Source organism: Lysobacter sp. DMC104 (genome assembly GCF_056313665.1).
This window is the reverse complement of record NZ_JBQUZW010000005.1, coordinates 206,293-223,675: the sequence shown is the minus strand read 5'-3', so window position 1 is coordinate 223,675 and position 17,383 is coordinate 206,293. Positions and strand designations below refer to the sequence as shown.

The following is a 17,383-nucleotide window of genomic DNA, read 5'->3' as shown; positions in this document are numbered from 1 at the left end:
TCCGTACGATCTCCATACCCCGCCCGATACCCCTGATGGATGCCTGGCCCCGCTGTCTCGAACGTCTCGAAGCCGAACTGCCGGTGGAGGAGGTCCAGACCTGGCTGAAACCGCTGCAGGCTCGCCTGCGCGACGACGGTCTGGTGCTGTACGCCCCCAACGCGTTCGTGCGCGATGCCGTGCAGGAAAAATACCTGCCGCGCATCGCCGAACTCATGGAATACCTCGCCGACGGCGCGACGGTCTCGCTGGAAGTCGGCTCGGCGCCGAAACCGGCGGCCGGCGTCGCACCCACGCTCACGCCGACGCAGGCCCACGCCGCTGCGGTGGCGGCCAGCCGCACCGCGCCGGAATTCGGCGGCAACCTCGATGGCCATTACACGTTCGCCAACTTCGTCGAAGGCCGCAGCAACCAGCTCGGTTTCGCGGCGGCGCTGCAGGCCGCGCAGAAGCCCGGCGACCGCGCCCACAACCCACTGCTGCTGTACGGCGGCACGGGCCTCGGCAAGACCCACCTGATGTTCGCCGCGGGCAACGAGATGCGGCGGCTCAATCCGGGCATGCGGGTGATGTACCTGCGCTCGGAGCAGTTCTACAACGCGTTCTTCCGCTCGATCCAGGAAAAGTCGTCGGACCAGTTCAAGCGCCAGTTCCAACAGATCGACGCACTGCTGATCGACGACATCCAGTTCTTCGCCGGCAAGGACCGCACCCAGGAAGAGTTCTTCCATACCTTCAACGCGCTGTTCGACAGCCGGCAGCAGATCATCATGACCTGCGACCGCTATCCGCGCGAGGTCGAAGGTCTGGAGCCGCGGCTGAAGTCGCGGCTGGCCTGGGGCCTGTCGGTGGCGATCGATCCGCCGGACTTCGAGACCCGCGCCGCGATCGTGCTGAGCAAGGCGCGCGAGCGCAACGTGGCGCTGCCGGAGGACGTGGCGTTCCTGCTCGCCAAGAAGATGCGCAGCAACGTGCGCGACCTCGAAGGTGCGCTCAACACGCTGGCGGCGCGCGCCAACTTCACCGGCCGCGCGATCACCGCCGAGTTCGCGCAGGAAACCCTGCGCGACCTGCTGCGCGCGCAGCAGCAGGCCATCGGCATCGCCAACATCCAGAAGGCCGTGGCCGACTACTACGGCCTGCAGATCAAGGACCTGCTGTCCAAGCGCCGCACGCGCTCGCTGGCGCGCCCGCGCCAGGTGGCGATGGCGCTGGCCAAGGAGCTGACCGAGCACAGCCTGCCGGAGATCGGCGACGCCTTCGCGGGCCGCGACCACACCACGGTGCTGCACGCCTGCCGCCAGATCCGCACGTTGATCGAGAGTGACGGCAAGCTGCGCGAGGACTGGGACAAGTTGATCCGCAAGCTCAGCGAGTGACCGGCACGGCGAAAAGTGTGGATATCCACACCCGCATTTCGTAATTTGCGCATGGCGTGGAGACAAGTTGTGGATAAAAACGGCGCCCGCCGACGCGCCCGAAACTATCCACAGGCCATCCCCACGACGAGGTTGCGGTTATACAGACGTTGGAAGTTCGGGAAAAGCGTTCGAAAACAGCGACTTGAGTGCGTTTCCCACCGTTTTTCGCGCTACCATCACCACCGTTTTTATAGATTTACATCTTTTAGAAGCCAGAGCGGTGCACCAGCGTCGCTCACGAGGGGAACCGAATCCGATGCGTTTCAGCCTGCAACGCGAAGTGCTCCTGAAGCCGCTGGCTCAGGTCGTGAACGTGGTCGAGCGTCGCCAGACGCTCCCGGTGCTGGCGAACCTGCTGGCCCGGGTCGACGGAGATCTGCTGTCGCTGACCGGCACCGATCTGGAAGTCGAGATGGTCGCCCGCACGAAGGTCGAGGATGCCCAGGACGGCGAAATCACCATCCCGGCCCGCAAGCTGTTCGAGATCGTCCGTGCCCTGCCCGATGGCAGCCGGGTCACGATCAGCCAGAGCGGCGACAAGATCACGGTGCAAGCCGGCCGCAGCCGCTTCACCCTCGCCAGCCTGCCGGCCAACGATTTCCCGGCGCTGGATGAAGTCGACGCTACCGAGCGCGTGAAGGTCGGCGAAGCCGGACTGAAGGAACTGATCGAACGCACCGCGTTCGCGATGGCCCAGCAGGACGTTCGCTACTACCTCAACGGCCTGCTGTTCGACCTGCGCGACGCGATCCTGCGCTGCGTCGCCACCGACGGCCATCGCCTCGCGCTGTGCGAGACCGGGCTGGAAGCGCCGGTGCAGACCAAGCGCCAGATCATCGTGCCGCGCAAGGGCGTGCTCGAACTCCAGCGCCTGCTGGAAGGCGGCGACCGCGAACTCGAACTCGAGATGGGCCGCAGCCACATCCGGGTGAAGCGCGACGACGTGACCTTCACCAGCAAGCTGATCGACGGCCGCTTCCCCGACTACGAGGCGGTGATCCCGATCGGCGCCGATCGCGAGGTGAAGATCGACCGCGAAGCCTTCCGCGCTTCGCTCCAGCGTGCGGCGATCCTTTCGAACGAGAAGTATCGCGGCGTGCGCATCGAAGTCTCGCCCGGCCAGCTGAAGATCAACGCACACAACCCGGAACAGGAAGAAGCGCAGGAAGAGGTCGAGGCCGAGACCCGCGTCGACAGCCTGGTGATCGGCTTCAACGTGAACTACCTGTTGGATGCCCTCTCCGCCCTGCGCGACGAGCATGTGGTCCTGCAGCTGCGCGACGCCAACTCGTCCGCCCTGCTCCGCGAAGCCGGTAGCCAGAAGTGCCGCCACGTCGTCATGCCGCTGAGGCTCTGACCCGAGCCGTGGCGTTTCACGTGGAACATCGTTTTCGTTTCGACACGATTCGCCCGGGACCTCCCGGGCGATTTCGTTTGATGCCTGTGCTGCCCAAAGCCGCGTTGCTCGTCGACGGGCCCGCATATCGGAGGCCGGCATGCACGTGACCCGATTGCGCGTGACCGACGTGCGCCGGTTCGGTGAAGCCGAACTGCGCCCCGCTCCCGGCCTGAACCTGATCACCGGCGACAACGGCGCCGGCAAGACCACCCTGCTCGAAGCCCTGCACCTCCTGGCCTACGGTCGCAGCTTCCGCGGGCGCGTCCGCGACGGTTTGATCCGCACCGGTACCGAGGCGGTGGAAGTTTTCGCCGAATGGCAGGAGGACGCCAGCGGACGCTCGCGCCGGGCCGGTCTGCGGCATGCAGGACAGCGTTGGGAAGGCCGGCTCGACGGCGCACCCGTCGCCCAGCTCGGCGACCTGTGCGCGGCATTGGCGGTCGTCACCTTCGAGCCGGGCAGCCACGCGCTGATCACCGGTGGCGGCGAACCGCGGCGGCGGCTGGTCGATTGGGGCTTGTTCCACGTGGAACCTGGTTTTCTCCCGCTGTGGCGCCGGTATGCCCGGGCGCTGAAGCAGCGCAACGCGCTGCTGAAGGCGCGGATCCGCGACGGCCAGCTGGACGTCTGGGACCACGAACTGGCCGAAGCCGGCGAACCGCTGACCCGGCGTCGCCAGGCCTATCTGGAGAGGCTGGAGCCGGTCCTGCAGACGATCGCTGCCGGTCTCGTACCGTCGCTTGGCACTGCGCGACTCCAGTTCCAGCCGGGCTGGGCCCGGGACACCCTCTCCCTGTCGGATGCGCTGCTGGTCGCCCGTGATCGCGACCTCGGCAACGGCTTCACTTCGGTGGGTCCGCACCGGGCCGACTGGCGGATCGACTACGCGGCCCTGCCGGGCCGGGAAGCGCTCTCCCGCGGGCAGGCGAAGCTCACCGCGCTGTCGGTGCTGCTGGCCCAGGCCGAGCAGCACGCCGGCGAGCGGGGGGAGTGGCCGGTGATCGCACTGGATGATCTGGCGTCGGAGCTGGATCGCCGCCATCAGCGGCGTGTGCTGGAGCGGCTGCTGGCCTCCGGGGCCCAGATCTTCGTCACCGGCACCGAAATGCCGCCGGCCTTGTCCGAGCTGGCGTCCGAACAGTTGGTGGAACCCGTGGTGTTTCACGTGGAACACGGCGACGTGGTTTCGCGCCCGGTCTGATCCAAAGGCGCGCGAGGACATATTCCGGCTCGTGACCGCTTCTCCGGAGCCACTGGCGCGCGAGATCCCGGGGTCCGGGAGGCCGTCCCAGCCCGATCCGGCGCACGCGCTATAATGCGCAGCTGGACACCATAGCTAATGTATCGCGCGCGCCCACGGCGCGGCCCGCGGCGTGTCCTTCCTGCAACCGCAGCCGATCGAAGCGAATGACCGACGAAACCCAGCCGCAGCCCGGCACCGGCAACAACACCTACGACGCCAACAGCATCACCGCGCTGGAAGGACTCGAAGCCGTCCGCAAGCGCCCCGGCATGTACATCGGCAACGTGCACGATGGCAGCGGCCTGCATCACATGGTGTTCGAGGTCGTCGACAACGGCGTCGACGAGGCGCTGGCCGGCCACGCCAACACGGTCCTCGTCACCATCCACGCCGATGGTTCGGTGTCGGTGTGGGACAACGGCCGCGGCATCCCGGTGGGCCGCCATGCGTCGATGAGCGAGAAGCTGGGCCGCGAGGTCAGCGCCGCCGAAGTCGTCATGACGGTGCTGCACGCCGGCGGCAAGTTCGACGACAACAGCTACAAGGTCTCCGGCGGCCTGCACGGCGTCGGCGTGTCGGTGGTGAACGCGCTGTCGGAGAAGCTGACGCTCGACATCTGGCGCGAAGGCCACCACTACCAGCAGGAATACCGCCACGGCGAGCCGGTCTATCCGCTGAAGCAGCTGGAAGCCTCGGACAAGCGCGGCACGCTGGTGCGCTTCTGGCCGTCGGCCGAAGCGTTCAAGGGCAACACCGAATTCCACTACGACATCCTGGCGTACCGCCTGCGCGAACTGTCGTTCCTCAACTCGGGCGTGAAGATCTCGCTGGTCGACGAACGCGGCGAGGGCAAGCAGGACCTGTTCGAGTACGCCGGCGGCATCCGCAGCTTCGTCGAGCATCTCGCGCAGCTGAAGAACCCGCTGCATCCGAACGTCATCTCGGTGACCGGCGAGCAGAACGGCATCACCGTGGACGTCGCGCTGCAGTGGACCGACGCCTACCAGGAAACGATGTTCTGCTTCACCAACAACATCCCGCAGAAGGACGGCGGCACGCACCTCACGGGCTTCCGCGCCGCGCTGACGCGCGTGCTGAACAAGTACATCGAGCAGACCGGCGTCGCGAAGAAGGAAAAGGTCAGCCTCTCCGGCGAGGACATGCGCGAAGGCATGGTCGCGGTGCTGTCGGTGAAGGTGCCGGACCCGGGTTTCTCCTCGCAGACGAAGGAAAAGCTGGTCACCGAGGAAGTGCGTCCGGTCACCGACAACGTGTTCGGCACCAAGCTCGAGGAATTCCTGCAGGAAAACCCGAAGGAAGCGCAGGCCATCGTCGGCAAGATCATCGACGCCGCGCGGGCGCGCGAAGCCGCGCGCAAGGCGCGCGACCTGACCCGTCGCAAGGGCGCGCTCGACATCGCCGGCCTGCCGGGCAAGCTGGCCGACTGCCAGGAGAAGGATCCGGCGCTGTCCGAACTGTTCATCGTCGAGGGCGACTCGGCGGGCGGCTCGGCGAAGCAGGGCCGCAATCGCCGCAACCAGGCGGTGCTCCCGCTGCGCGGCAAGATCCTCAACGTGGAACGCGCGCGCTTCGACCGCATGCTCGGCAGCGCCGAAGTCGGCACGCTGATCACCGCGCTGGGCACCGGCATCGGCAAGGACGAGTACAACCCGGACAAGCTGCGCTACCACCGCATCATCATCATGACCGACGCCGACGTCGACGGCTCGCACATCCGCACGCTGCTGCTGACGTTCTTCTACCGGCAAATGAAGGAGCTGATCGAGCGCGGCCACATCTACATCGGCCTGCCGCCGCTGTACAAGATCAAGCAGGGCCGCAACGAGCTGTACCTCAAGGACGACGCGGCACTGGACGAATACCTCGCCGGCAACGCCGTGGAAGGCGCGCAGCTGGTGCCCGCCGCCGGCGCGCCGCCGGTGACCGGGAAGGGCCTGCAGGACCTGCTGCTGGCGTACGCCGGTGCGCGCGACGTGATCGCACGCAACGCCTACCGCTACGATCCCGCGCTGCTGGAATCCCTGATCGCGTTCCCGCCGCTGGGCGCCGACGCGCTGGCGAAGCTCGCCGGCGATCGCGCGCCGCTGGACGCGCTGGAGAAGCGCCTCAACAGCACCGCGCTGGGCCGTCCGCGCTTCCGCCTGGAAGCGCGCGCCGCCGGAGAACAGCAGGGCGCCGCGCTGATCGTGCGTCGCACGCACATGGGTGAGACCGTGGTCCACGAACTCGCCGCGAACAGCTTCGAGCAAGGTGAACTGCGCGCGCTGCGTGATGCTGCCGACCAACTGCACGATCTGCTCGGCGCCGGCGCGAAGATCGTCCGCGGCAACCGCGAGGAACCGGTGTCCGACTTCGCGCAGGCCTACGCCTGGCTGCTCGAGGAAGCGAAGAAGGGTCGCCAGATCCAGCGCTTCAAGGGCCTCGGCGAAATGAATCCCGAGCAGCTGTGGGAAACCACGGTGAATCCCGACACCCGCCGCCTGTTGCAGGTGCGGATCGAGGACGCGGTCGCCGCCGACCAGATCTTCAGCACGCTGATGGGCGACGTGGTCGAACCGCGGCGCGAGTTCATCGAGGACAACGCGTTGAAGGTGGCCAACCTGGATGTCTGAGCCGAGGGTCGCGCGCGCGTCCGGCCTCGCCGTCGCGTTCGCGCTCGATCTCGCGCTCGCCGTCGCGCTGGCACTCGGCGCGTTCATGGCCTGTGGCATCGTCTGGGCCGCGACGCACGACGCCGGACATGCCGCGAACGGCGCGCAACGTGCCGCCATGCCCGGGCCATTGGCCGAAGTGCTGTCGATGATCGCCGCGATGGGCAGCGCGGCCGCAGGCTTGCTGTGGTGGCGCCGGCGTCCTTCGCGCGGGGAATGGCGCGAATCCTTGACTGCGGCACGCAGGTCCGCGACGTGGGGCATCGCGATGCTCGCGGCGCTCGGCCTCACGCTGCTGGCGGCCGCGCTCGGCGCCGTGGCGTCGGCATCCGGCCTGCAGGTCGATCCGAGCAACGACGCGATCATCCGCACCTTGCTGCAACGGCATCCCGTGCTGCTGTGGAGCTTCGTCGTCGTGCTGGCGCCGCTGTACGAGGAAGTGCTGTTCCGCCGCGTCGTGTTCGGGCGCTTCGCGCAGGCGGGCTTTCCGCGGGCGGGGCTGGCGATCAGCGCCGCGCTGTTCGCGTGCGTCCACGAGCTTCCGGGCATGGGCGAGGGCGGTCTGGCCGCCGGCCTGGTGCTGTGGTCGGTGTATGCGCTGATGGGCGTCGCCTTCGCCCTCGTCTATCGCCGCTGCGGCACGCTGTGGGCCGCGATCCTCGCGCATGCCGCGTACAACGCGATCGGCCTGCTGATGCTGCTGCGCTGATCCGCGCGCGGGCCGGCAAGCTGCACGCGACGCATGGTCTTGTGCACGGCGCGAACCGCGCCGGAACCCGGGAAAAAGGCGTTTGACGAAACCTTAATCCCCGGCAGATTACAAAGTGTCGCCCCCGCTGCCCGGAGACGCCGCCATGAGACCGAGGAATGCCCGCACGGCCGTGCTCGGCGTGGCCTGCGTGTTCGTGCTCGCGGGGTGCGCCACCACCACCTCGTCGACCGGCCGCACGCAGTACGTCGGCGCGGTGTCGCAGGACCAGCTCAACCAGCTCGGCATCCAGGCCTTCAACCAGGAAAAGGGCCAGAAACCGCTGAGCCAGGACGCGCGCCAGAACGCCTACGTGCGCTGCGTGGTCGACAGCATCGTGCGCGAGCTGCCGCCGCAGTGGCGCCAGACCGGCTGGGAATCCGCAGTGTTCGTCGACAAGACGCCGAACGCGTTCGCGTTGCCCGGCGGCAAGGTCGGCGTGTACACCGGCATCTTCGATGTCGCGAAATCGCAGGGCCAGCTCGCGGCCGTGGTCGGCCACGAGATCGGCCATGTCGTCGAGCGCCATCACGACGAGCGCATCACCCGCCAGTACGGTGCACAGGCCGCGCTGAGCGTCGCCAGCCTGCTCGCGGGTTCGCGCTACGGCGATGGCGTCGCGCAGGGCGTGTCGCAGGGCGGTGGCCTGCTGCTGCAGACCACGTTCCTGCTGCCCGGCACGCGCGAACAGGAAAACGAAGCCGACGTCGTCGGCCAGCGCCTCATGGCGCAGGCCGGCTACGATCCGCACCAGGCCATCGAGCTGTGGCAGAACATGCTGGCCAGCAACGGCAGCCGTCCGCCGCAGTGGCTGTCCACCCACCCCGACCCGAAATCCCGCATCGGCGAAATGCGCAAGCGCGCCGACAGCCTGATGCCGGTCTACGAACAGGCGCGCGCCAGTGGCCGAAAGCCCAGCTGTGGCTGAGCGCCGCGACGCGTTACGCTTGCACCCCCCTGCCACCGCGGCTTGCGCCGCACCTGCCGTCCTTCCTCCGTCGAGAACATCCATGACCGTGCCTGCCCGTCCCTTCCCGAACACCGCCCTCGCCGCCGCCGTCGGGCTGCTGCTGGGCTGCGCCTTCGCCGGCCAGGTCCTGGCGCAGGAAGACGACAACGGCGAATTCGAGGACAAGCCGCGCTCCGCGACGATGAGCGGCAGCGCCGCCGCCGCCGCCGAACGCGCCCGCCAGCGCAAGGCGCAGGCCGCCAACCCGGCGCAGCCGGAGATGTTCCCGCAGGCCACGCGCAAGCCGCCGGAAAAGAAGGTCTCGCAGAAGGAAGCCAAGACCGCCAACGAGATCCAGGCCGATTTCGACGCCAACAAGTTCGCCGACGTGATCGCCAAGGTCGACGCCTTCCTGCCCGCGTCGCAGAACGCCTATCTCAACAGCTATTTCGCGCAGCTCGCCGCCAGCGCCGAACTCAAGCTGGGCGACAAGGCCAAGGCCGCCGACTATTACCTCAAGACGATGCAGGCGAACGGCCTCGACAACAACGGCCACTACCAGATCATGTTCAACCTCGCGGTCACGCTCAACGAAGTCGACCGCGAAGCCGAAGCGCTGACCTGGATCGATCGCTACATCAGCGAAACCAAGAACGAGAGCGAACAGGCACTCGGCCTCAAGGCCTACGTGCTGAGCAAGCTCGATCGCGCCGCCGAAGGCGCCGCGGTGTACGAAAAGCTGGTCGCCGCGCATCCGGGCGATCGCAAGATCATGATGAACGCGGTGTCGCTGTACCAGCAGGCCGACCAGGACGACAAGGCGAATGCGCTGCTGGAGAACGCGCGCAAGCAGGGCATGTTGGAGAGCGAGAACGAATTCCGCGCGCTGTTCATCGGCTACGTCAACGCCGACAAGTACAAGGAAGCGGAAGAGGTGCTGGTGGACGGCGTCGGCAAGGGCGCGATCAAGCCATCGGATGACCTCGCCAACGATTACACGCTGATCGCCCAGAACTACCTCGCCCAGGACAAGATCCCGCAGGCGATCGACTTCTACGGTCGCGCCGCCAAGGTCGCCACCACCGGTGATGCGTACCTGAACCTGGCCAAGGTGCTCCGCAACGAAAACCGCATCGGCGAAGCCAAGGCCGCCGCACGCGAAGCGTTGGCCCGCGGCGTGAAGAAGCCGAAGGAAGCGAACGACATTCTCGCCCTGCCCGGGAAGTGAGGCAGGGCCCGTCCGCCACGGGGGCTTTGCGGCGGACGGGATTTCGCGACGGGGGTGTTGGTAAGTCCTGCCGCGATTGGTATAAGCTTGCAAATTCCCGCGACTGCTTCTCGTCCGCAGAACAATCGCGGTTCGACCATTCCGGGGTGTCGGGTTGGGGGTCGGGTTCACTATCAGGGATCGATCGCGAACGCGATACCGAATCAGCTCCACGAGTCCGCTAAACCGAGCCTGCTGCGCATGACCCAACCGTTGCCGATCCATGACAAGCGCGACCGCGAAGATTCCGGCCTGAACTGGTCGCGGATCACCGCCATCAGCTTCGCCATCGCGCTGCACATCGCCGCGCTCATGCTGCTGCTCGTTCCGGTCAATCCGCCGGGCGCCGAGAAGCAGGACGAAGAAAACACCAGCGTCGTCATCATCGAACCGCCGCCGCCGCCCCCGCCGCCGCCGCCGCCGCCGCCGGAGCCGCCGAAGGAGATCAAGCTGACGCCGCAGGAGGCGCCGAAGCCGACCCCGACGCCGCCGCCGCCGGAGCCGCCGCCGGTGGTCTTCGACGACCCGACCCCAGTGTCGACCCCGGCCCCGCCGCCGGCTCCGCCCGCGCCGCCGGCCCCGCCCGCGCCGACCGGCACGCCGCGCAACGACAACGACCTCAAGTCCGCCCTCTGCGTCCGCCCGTCGCTGGCGCCGCTGCAGGCCGCGGTCAGCAAGGCCGGCGTGGCCGCCGACCTCGCGCTCCTGATCACCTACCAGGCCGACGGCACCATCACCGACGTCAGCATCGCCAAGAGCAGTCGCAACCGCGACCTCGACCGCGCCGCCGTCACCTGGGCCCGCCGCGCCAAGCTCTGCCCCGGCAGCGCCGGCCAGGGCCGCCTGCCGTTCGCCTTCGCGGTCGAATAAGCCGTCCGACCGCGTCAGGGATCCGTTCCCGTTCCACCGCTCCACCGACCCTTCGTCGATTCTTTCCACACACAAGAAAGGTAAGCGTCATGCTGCAGGAAACCACCAACGCCGCCGCCGCGGGAGGCAACAGCGCCGCCGCTCTGAAGCAGATGGGCGTCGACCATCTGGCGCGCGAGATGCTCTCCCACCCGGGGGATTACGTCGTCCAGCTCACGGTCGCCGCCGTGCTCGCGATCATGTCCGCGATGTCCTGGTACTGGATCGTGGTCAACTTCATCAAGAACCTGAATCTCCGCGGCCGCGGTGACACCGTGACCCAGACCTTCTGGGAAACGCCGAACGCGCAGGATTCGATCCGCTTCATGGAAGAGCAGCCCAAGAGCGAGCCCTTCTCGAAGATCGCGCTCGACGCCGCCCAGGCCGCCGCGCACCACCAGCGCCATGAAGGCTCGCGCCTGGTCGAGTCGCTGAACCGCTCCGAGTTCGTCGACCGCGCCCTGCGCCAGGCCGTCACCCGCGAGTCGATGGGCCTCGAAAGCGGCCTGACCGTGCTCGCCACCGTCGGTTCGACCGCCCCGTTCGTCGGTCTGCTCGGCACCGTGTGGGGCATCTACGGCGCCCTGATCAAGATCGGCGCCAGCGGCCAGGCCTCGATCGACGCCGTCGCCGGCCCGGTGGGTGAAGCGCTGATCATGACCGCGGTCGGTCTGTTCGTCGCCATCCCGGCGGTGCTCGCGTACAACTTCTTCGTGCGCCTGAACCGCATCACGAACAACAAGTTCGATACCTTCGCCCACGACCTGCACGACTTCTTCGCCACCGGCGCTCGCGTCGGCGAAGTCGGCGGCAAGCGCTGATCCCGGTCGCGACGAACCCGAACCACTGACGGAGCACACCCATGGCCTTCAGTACCGGTAGCGGTGGCGGCCCGATGTCCGAAATCAACGTCACGCCCCTCGTGGACGTGATGCTGGTGCTGCTGATCATCTTCATGATCACGGCGCCGCTGATGACGCACAAGGTCAAGGTCGAGTTGCCGCAGGCGAACTACGACACTCGCAACCCGAACCAGATGCCGCCCGCGCCGCCGATCACCGTCGCCGTCACCGAGGAAGGCAAGTTCTACCTCAACGACGAACCGGTGACCCGCGAACTGCTGGAAAGCCGCCTGTCGGTGGAAGCGCAGAAGGTCCCGCAGCCGCAGGTCAACATCCGCGGCGACAAGACCACGCCGTATCGCTTCGTGAACGACGTGGTCAACCTCGCGCAGGCCCAGGGCATGCGCAAGGTCGGCTTCGTCGCCACCCGCGAACGCAACTGATCGCGACCCACGGAGAACAGAGTCATGGCATTTGCTTCCAACTCCGGTTCGGGCCCGATGGCCGACATGAACGTCACGCCCCTCGTGGACGTGATGCTCGTGCTGCTGATCATCTTCATGGTGACCGCGCCGATCCTGTCCTACCCGATCGACATCGACCTGCCGCAGCCGACGCTGAATCCGCCGCCGAACCCGGTGGATCCGCCGCCGCCGATCAAGCTGCGTATCGACCAGACCGGCACCATCTACTGGAACGACAGTCCGACGCCGATCCGCGCCCTGCGCAGCATGATGTCGCAGGAGGTCGAGCGTGACCCGAAGAACCAGCCGACGCTCGAGATCGACATGAACCAGGATGCGCAGTACGAAACCTTGGCCAAGGTCCTGGCCTCGGCGAAGGACGCGCAGATGCTGAAGATCGGCTTCGTCAAGAAGTAAGCCACACCGGCCGGCGGCGGCCTGCAGCCCGCCGCCGCGCCGAACACCGCTTCACCTTTCGGACGCCGCCCCACCCGGGCGGCGTTTTTTTGTGCCTGCCGCGAGGGCTTGCGACCCGGCTCCGGTCGGGCGCAGGATGGCGTGGCCCACACTCCGGGGAGCGCATCATGGCCTTTGCAGTGAGTCCGTCCCGGCAGGACGCGATGGCGCAGATGAACATCACGCCGCTGGTGGGCGTGATGATGGCGTTGCTCGTGATGTTCATGGTGACGCTGCCGGTGACGAACCGCGCAGTCCCGCTGGACATCAGTTACGGAGGTTGCCCCGGGCCACTCGATGAGACGCCGCCCCCGCTGCGTGTCGATATCGATGCCGCCGGTGGCGTGTTCGTGAACGACCAGCCGACGCCGATGTCGGCCCTGCATGCGGTCTTCGCCACGGCGCAGGCCGATGCCGCGCCGCATGCCGCGTCCCTCGTGATGGACATCGACGGCGAGGTCGACTACCAGACCGTTGCCCGCGTGATCGCGGCCGGCCGGGACGCGGGCCTGGTCAGCGTCGGCTTCGTGAAGTACTGACGGCATCGCCCACCGGCGACTGTCGCATCCCGAAACATCGATCCGGCCCCCCGGTCTTGTGCGTGTGACCGGGCTGGGCGTACGTTCGACATATGGCTGTCCAACCCGAGGAGTGCGTCATGGCATTTGCCCAGCGTCAGGCCCCGTCCGACATCGCCGAGATGAACATCACGCCGCTGATCGACGTGATGCTCGTCCTGCTGGTGATCTTCATGATCGCCGCGCCGATCCTGAGCCGACCGATCCCGCTGGATCTGCCGGGCAGGGCGGATGGTTTCGATCAACCCAAACCCGCACAACCGCTGACCCTTCGCATCGACGCCAGCGGCGACCTGTTCGTCGACGGCCGGCCGATGCCGCTGTCGGCGCTGCCGTCCGTGCTGGAAGCCGAGCACGTCCGCGTCGGCGCGCAGGTGCTGCCGCTGCAGATGGACGTGAACGGGCAGGCCGATTACCAGACCGTGGCGCAGGTCATCGCCGCCGCGAAGAACGCCGGCCTCGACAACATCCGTTTCCTCTGACGATCGCCGCGACGTCTGTCCGCGCGGCGGGCAGGCGTCAGCGCTCGGCGAGCACCGCGAGATACGCCTTCACCGTGGCGTCGAGCCCGGCGTACAGCGCTTCGCCGATCAGCGCGTGGCCGATCGAGACTTCCAGCACGCCCGGGACACCGTCGAGGAACGCACCGAGGTTGGCCGCGCTCAGATCATGGCCAGCGTTGACGCCGAGACCGTGCGTCGCCGCGGCGCGTGCGGTGTCGGCGAACGCCGGAATCGCGTTGCCTGGCTGGCCTTCCGCAAAGGCCTCGGCGTAAGGGCCGGTGTACAGCTCGATGCGATCCGCGCCGCTGGCTGCGGCGGCCGCCATGTCCGCGCCGGCGTCGGCGAACAGGCTGATCCGGCAGCCGAGCGCCTTCAGGTCGGCGACCTGAAGGCGCAGTGCGTCGAGATCGCGGACGAAATCGAAGCCGTGGTCGGACGTCAGCTGGCCGTCGCCGTCAGGCACCAGCGTGGCCTGCGCCGGGCGGACCGCGGCGCACAGCGCCTGGAAACCGGGATACCCCGGCCGCGGCGGCGCGAACGGATTGCCTTCGAGGTTGAATTCGACGCCGTACTCGCGGGTGAGCACGGCGAGCGCCAGCACGTCGTCTTGACGGATGTGGCGGGCGTCCGGGCGCGGGTGCACGGTAATGCCGTGCGCGCCGGCGTCCAGGCAGGCGCGGGCCGCAGTCACGACATCGGGATCGCGTCCGCCGCGCGAATTGCGCAGCACTGCGATCTTGTTGACGTTGACGCTGAGGACGGTCACGCGTGGAACATCGCGGCGGCGATCAGGGCTGCGCGCCGGTGTCGTTGGCGGCGACCTGCGGCGGCGGGACCGGATTGCCGGCCTCGGCACGGCGGGCCTCGGCCTGCTCGCGGAGGCGGCGAAGTTCCTGCGGGTCGATCAGCAGGGTTTCGCTGCGTGAACTGTTGTCCACGCGCTGCGCCAGCAGGCTCATGACCGCGACGATGCTCAGCACGAGCGAGCCGAGGACGCAGAGCACCACGAGCAGGGTCGAACTGGCGCCGAGGGCGGCCAGGAACAGGGCGACCGCGATCAGAAGCAACAACCAGGGCATGGGGGCGTCCTTCTCGGGGGCTGAAAGGCGGTTGCAAGTCTACTCCCGGCCGCGCCGCCGCCGACAGCCCGCCCGGACCGCCGCATCCGCCGTCCGTCGTCGCTGCGCCCGGGCGCAGCCCTCAAAGCAGCGGCGAGAGCAGCCGGGCGAGGGCCTCGGGCAACCGTGTGGTGAGCAGCGGACGGCGGCGGTCGTCGCGCACCGGTGTCGTGGCCGCGAGTTCGCCCTCCATCAGCCGCGCGAGTTCACCAGCGACGCCGCGGTCCTGCACCAGCAGCGCCACCTCGAAGTTCAGGCGGAAGCTGCGGTGGTCGAAGTTTGCGCTGCCGAGGATCGCGGTGCCGTCGTCCACCAGCAGCGCCTTGGTGTGCAGCATGCGCGGGCCGTACTCGAAGATCTTCACGCCGGCGGCGAGCAGGTCGTCGTAGTACGACCGCGCGGCCAGCGTGACCAGCCGCGAGTCGCTCATGCGCGGCACCATCAGCCGCACGTCCAGCCCGCCGAGCGCGGCGGAGGTCAGCGCCATCATCGCCGCTTCGCCGGGCACGAAGTACGGCGTGATCAGCCACACACGGCTGCGCGCGGCGTGGATCACGTTGACCTGCAGGCGGTGGATGGGTTCCCACGCGGCGTCGGGACCGGAGGTCAGCGTCTGCATCGCGATCGGACCGGGCGCCAGCGGCGGCAGCGTCTGCGCCACTTCGTCGAGGAAACCGCGCTTGCCGGTGGCGTAGACCCAGTCCTCGGCGAACACCAGTTGCAGCGAGCGCACGATGTCGCCCTCCAGCCGCAGGTGCAGGTCGCGATAGGCGTCGCTGCGGACGCGCTCGTTTTCCTCGTCGGTGATGTTGATGCCGCCGGCGAAGCCGATGCGGCTGTCGATCACCGCGATCTTGCGGTGCGTGCGCATGTTCAGCCACGGCCGCGACCAGAAGCGCCAGAAGCGGGTGGGGTGGAACCACGCTACTTCGCCGCCGGCATCGACCAGCGGCACAAGGAACGCGCGGCTGCATGCACCCGACCCGATCGCGTCCAGCAGCAGCCGCACCTTCACGCCGCGCCGTGCGCAGGCGACGAGGGCGTCGCGCAGCGCGCCGCCGCTCGTGTCCGGCGTGTAGGTGTAGTACTCGAGGTGGACCTGGTGCCGTGCGTTGCCGATCGCCTCGATCAGCGCGTCGTAGGTCGTGGCGCCGTCGACGAGCAGACGCACGTCGCGCGCGGTGCTGGGGGCGAGGCCGGTCGCGGCGTGCGCCAGCGTCGCCAGCTCCTGCGCATCGGGCGAACAGATGTCGATGCAGCCGCTGTTGCCCAGCGCATCCGCCTGCAACCGGCTGCGCGCACGGCGCAGCTTGTGGCGGCGGATCTTCTGCGGCCCCAGCAGGTAGTAGATGACGAAGCCGACATACGGCAGCAGCGCAAGGCCCAGCAGCCAGCTGAGGGTGGCGACCGGCTCGCGCTTCTGCAGCACGATCCAGCCACCCAGCCACACCAGATAGAGCAGCCAGCCGGCAAGCAACGCCCAGGCGAGCTTGGGGCCGAAGCCCGGCCACGTGTGCAGCCAGTCCCACAGTGCGTACATCCGCCTTCTCCGTCGCAGCGCGTGCGAACCGTGCGCGCTAGCCTACCCGGATGGCACACGGCGGCAAACTGCACCCCGCGACCCACAACCTGCTGCGCGACGGCCCACTGAAAGGGCGCGGCGCGGCGTCGTACGTGCGTGGCCGCTTCGAGAAGACCGTCGCCGAGGCCGAGGACGACGGCTGGGGTTCGGTCTACGCCGGCGACGAGGACGGCGAACCCGCCGTGCAGGCGCCGCGCACGCAGGTCACCGAGGAACGCGCGCGCAGCATCGTCAGCCGCAACCAGTCGCCGGACATCCCGTTCTCGCAGTCGATCAATCCGTACCGCGGCTGCGAGCATGGCTGCGTGTATTGCTTCGCACGGCCGTCGCACGCCTACCTCGATCTGTCGCCCGGGCTGGATTTCGAGACGAAGCTGTACGCCAAGACCAACGCCGCGGCGCTGCTGCGCGCGGAACTGGCGAAGAAGGCGTATCGCTGTTCGCCGATCTCGCTGGGCATCAACACCGACGCCTACCAGCCGATCGAGCGGAAGTACCGCATCACCCGCGAATTGCTGGAGGTTTTCGCCGAAACGCGGCACCCGGTCAGCCTGATCACCAAGAGCGGGCTGATCCTGCGCGACCTCGACCTGCTGGCGCCGATGGCGCGCGACGGGCTGGTGTCGGTGTACGTGTCGATCACTTCGCTCGACAACCGGCTCTCGTCGAAACTGGAGCCGCGTGCCGCTGCGCCGCACACGCGGCTGAAGACCGTGCAGGCGCTGCACGAAGCCGGCGTGCCGGTGGGCACGATGGTGGCGCCGGTGATCCCGATGATCACCGACCGCGAGCTGGAACACATCCTCGAAGCCGCGCATGCGCATGGCGCGCGCGCCGCCGGCTACGTGCTGCTGCGCCTGCCGCACGAGCTGAAGGACGTCTGGCGCGAATGGCTGTCGCTGCATTACCCCGAGCGCGCCGCGCACGTGATGAGCCTCGTGCAGCAGATGCGCGGCGGCAAGGACTACGACAGCGCCTGGGGCACGCGCATGCGCGGCGAAGGCCCGTTCGCGGACTTCATCGCGATGCGCTTCGCGAAGGCGTACAAGCGCATCGGGTTCGGGCGATTGCCGGCGCTGGATGCGACCCGCTTCGTCAAGCCGAGCGCCCCGCCTCGGTCGCACGCCGGAGCGTCGGACCCGAGCCAGAGAAGCCTGTTCTGAAGTCCGCGAAACGACCGCCAACGGCGTACCGCCACTGCCTCGCAGACGGGCATGGTCGCCGGTTGCGAC

General features: G+C 68.1%; 17 protein-coding genes. 14 read left to right on the top strand and 3 right to left on the bottom strand.

Annotated features, from left to right (window positions below):
- Positions 1 to 35 precede the first annotated feature (35 nt).
- From dnaA to ACT53R_RS09075, 13 genes are all read left to right on the top strand, one after another.
- Positions 36 to 1,379 (top strand): chromosomal replication initiator protein DnaA, encoded by a 1,344-nt coding sequence (dnaA, locus tag ACT53R_RS09135; protein WP_476171551.1) that lies wholly within the window; start codon positions 36 to 38, stop codon positions 1,377 to 1,379.
- Positions 1,380 to 1,677: 298 nt separating this feature from the next.
- Complete coding sequence (dnaN, locus tag ACT53R_RS09130) at positions 1,678 to 2,778, top strand: DNA polymerase III subunit beta (RefSeq protein ID WP_476171550.1); 1,101 nt, start codon at positions 1,678 to 1,680, stop codon at positions 2,776 to 2,778.
- A 139-nt stretch (positions 2,779 to 2,917) separates the two neighbouring features.
- Positions 2,918 to 4,021: a DNA replication/repair protein RecF gene (recF, locus tag ACT53R_RS09125; RefSeq protein ID WP_476171549.1), complete on the top strand. Its 1,104-nt coding sequence runs from the start codon at positions 2,918 to 2,920 to the stop codon at positions 4,019 to 4,021.
- Between the two features lie 206 nt (positions 4,022 to 4,227).
- On the top strand, positions 4,228 to 6,696 hold the full coding sequence (gene gyrB, locus ACT53R_RS09120) for a DNA topoisomerase (ATP-hydrolyzing) subunit B (RefSeq protein ID WP_476171548.1): 2,469 nt from the start codon (positions 4,228 to 4,230) through the stop codon (positions 6,694 to 6,696).
- Positions 6,689 to 7,444: a lysostaphin resistance A-like protein gene (locus ACT53R_RS09115; protein ID WP_476171547.1), complete on the top strand. Its 756-nt coding sequence runs from the start codon at positions 6,689 to 6,691 to the stop codon at positions 7,442 to 7,444. The genes gyrB and ACT53R_RS09115 overlap by 8 nt, the downstream gene beginning before the upstream one ends.
- A 145-nt stretch (positions 7,445 to 7,589) precedes the next feature.
- Positions 7,590 to 8,411: a M48 family metallopeptidase gene (locus ACT53R_RS09110; protein WP_476171546.1), complete on the top strand. Its 822-nt coding sequence runs from the start codon at positions 7,590 to 7,592 to the stop codon at positions 8,409 to 8,411.
- An 82-nt stretch (positions 8,412 to 8,493) separates the two neighbouring features.
- Positions 8,494 to 9,660, top strand: a complete 1,167-nt coding sequence (locus tag ACT53R_RS09105; RefSeq protein WP_476171545.1) for a tetratricopeptide repeat protein — start codon at positions 8,494 to 8,496, stop codon at positions 9,658 to 9,660.
- A gap of 240 nt (positions 9,661 to 9,900) precedes the next feature.
- Complete coding sequence (locus ACT53R_RS09100) at positions 9,901 to 10,569, top strand: energy transducer TonB family protein (protein ID WP_476171544.1); 669 nt, start codon at positions 9,901 to 9,903, stop codon at positions 10,567 to 10,569.
- Positions 10,570 to 10,658: 89 nt separating this feature from the next.
- Positions 10,659 to 11,429: a MotA/TolQ/ExbB proton channel family protein gene (locus ACT53R_RS09095; RefSeq protein WP_476171543.1), complete on the top strand. Its 771-nt coding sequence runs from the start codon at positions 10,659 to 10,661 to the stop codon at positions 11,427 to 11,429.
- A gap of 41 nt (positions 11,430 to 11,470) precedes the next feature.
- A complete protein-coding gene (locus ACT53R_RS09090) occupies positions 11,471 to 11,893 on the top strand; it encodes an ExbD/TolR family protein (protein WP_476171542.1) in 423 nt (140 codons plus the stop codon).
- Positions 11,894 to 11,917: 24 nt separating this feature from the next.
- Positions 11,918 to 12,331, top strand: coding sequence for an ExbD/TolR family protein (locus ACT53R_RS09085; RefSeq protein ID WP_476171541.1), 414 nt, complete (start codon positions 11,918 to 11,920; stop codon positions 12,329 to 12,331).
- 167 nt (positions 12,332 to 12,498) lie between these two features.
- On the top strand, positions 12,499 to 12,909 hold the full coding sequence (locus ACT53R_RS09080; RefSeq protein ID WP_476171540.1) for an ExbD/TolR family protein: 411 nt from the start codon (positions 12,499 to 12,501) through the stop codon (positions 12,907 to 12,909).
- A gap of 119 nt (positions 12,910 to 13,028) precedes the next feature.
- Positions 13,029 to 13,430, top strand: coding sequence for an ExbD/TolR family protein (locus ACT53R_RS09075; protein ID WP_476171539.1), 402 nt, complete (start codon positions 13,029 to 13,031; stop codon positions 13,428 to 13,430).
- Positions 13,431 to 13,467: 37 nt separating this feature from the next.
- On the opposite strand, the gene ACT53R_RS09070 is transcribed toward ACT53R_RS09075, so the two are convergent.
- The 3 genes from ACT53R_RS09070 to cls form a co-directional block, all read right to left on the bottom strand.
- Complete coding sequence (locus tag ACT53R_RS09070; protein WP_476171538.1) at positions 13,468 to 14,217, bottom strand: pyridoxine 5'-phosphate synthase; 750 nt, start codon at positions 14,215 to 14,217, stop codon at positions 13,468 to 13,470.
- 22 nt (positions 14,218 to 14,239) lie between these two features.
- Positions 14,240 to 14,530 (bottom strand): hypothetical protein, encoded by a 291-nt coding sequence (locus tag ACT53R_RS09065; protein ID WP_476171537.1) that lies wholly within the window; start codon positions 14,528 to 14,530, stop codon positions 14,240 to 14,242.
- A gap of 121 nt (positions 14,531 to 14,651) precedes the next feature.
- On the bottom strand, positions 14,652 to 16,109 hold the full coding sequence (gene cls, locus ACT53R_RS09060; RefSeq protein ID WP_476171536.1) for a cardiolipin synthase: 1,458 nt from the start codon (positions 16,107 to 16,109) through the stop codon (positions 14,652 to 14,654).
- Positions 16,110 to 16,159: 50 nt separating this feature from the next.
- Here cls and ACT53R_RS09055 point away from each other — a divergent pair, with 50 nt between their 5' ends.
- A complete protein-coding gene (locus ACT53R_RS09055) occupies positions 16,160 to 17,314 on the top strand; it encodes a PA0069 family radical SAM protein (RefSeq protein WP_476171535.1) in 1,155 nt (384 codons plus the stop codon).
- The last annotated feature ends 69 nt before the right edge of the window (positions 17,315 to 17,383 follow it).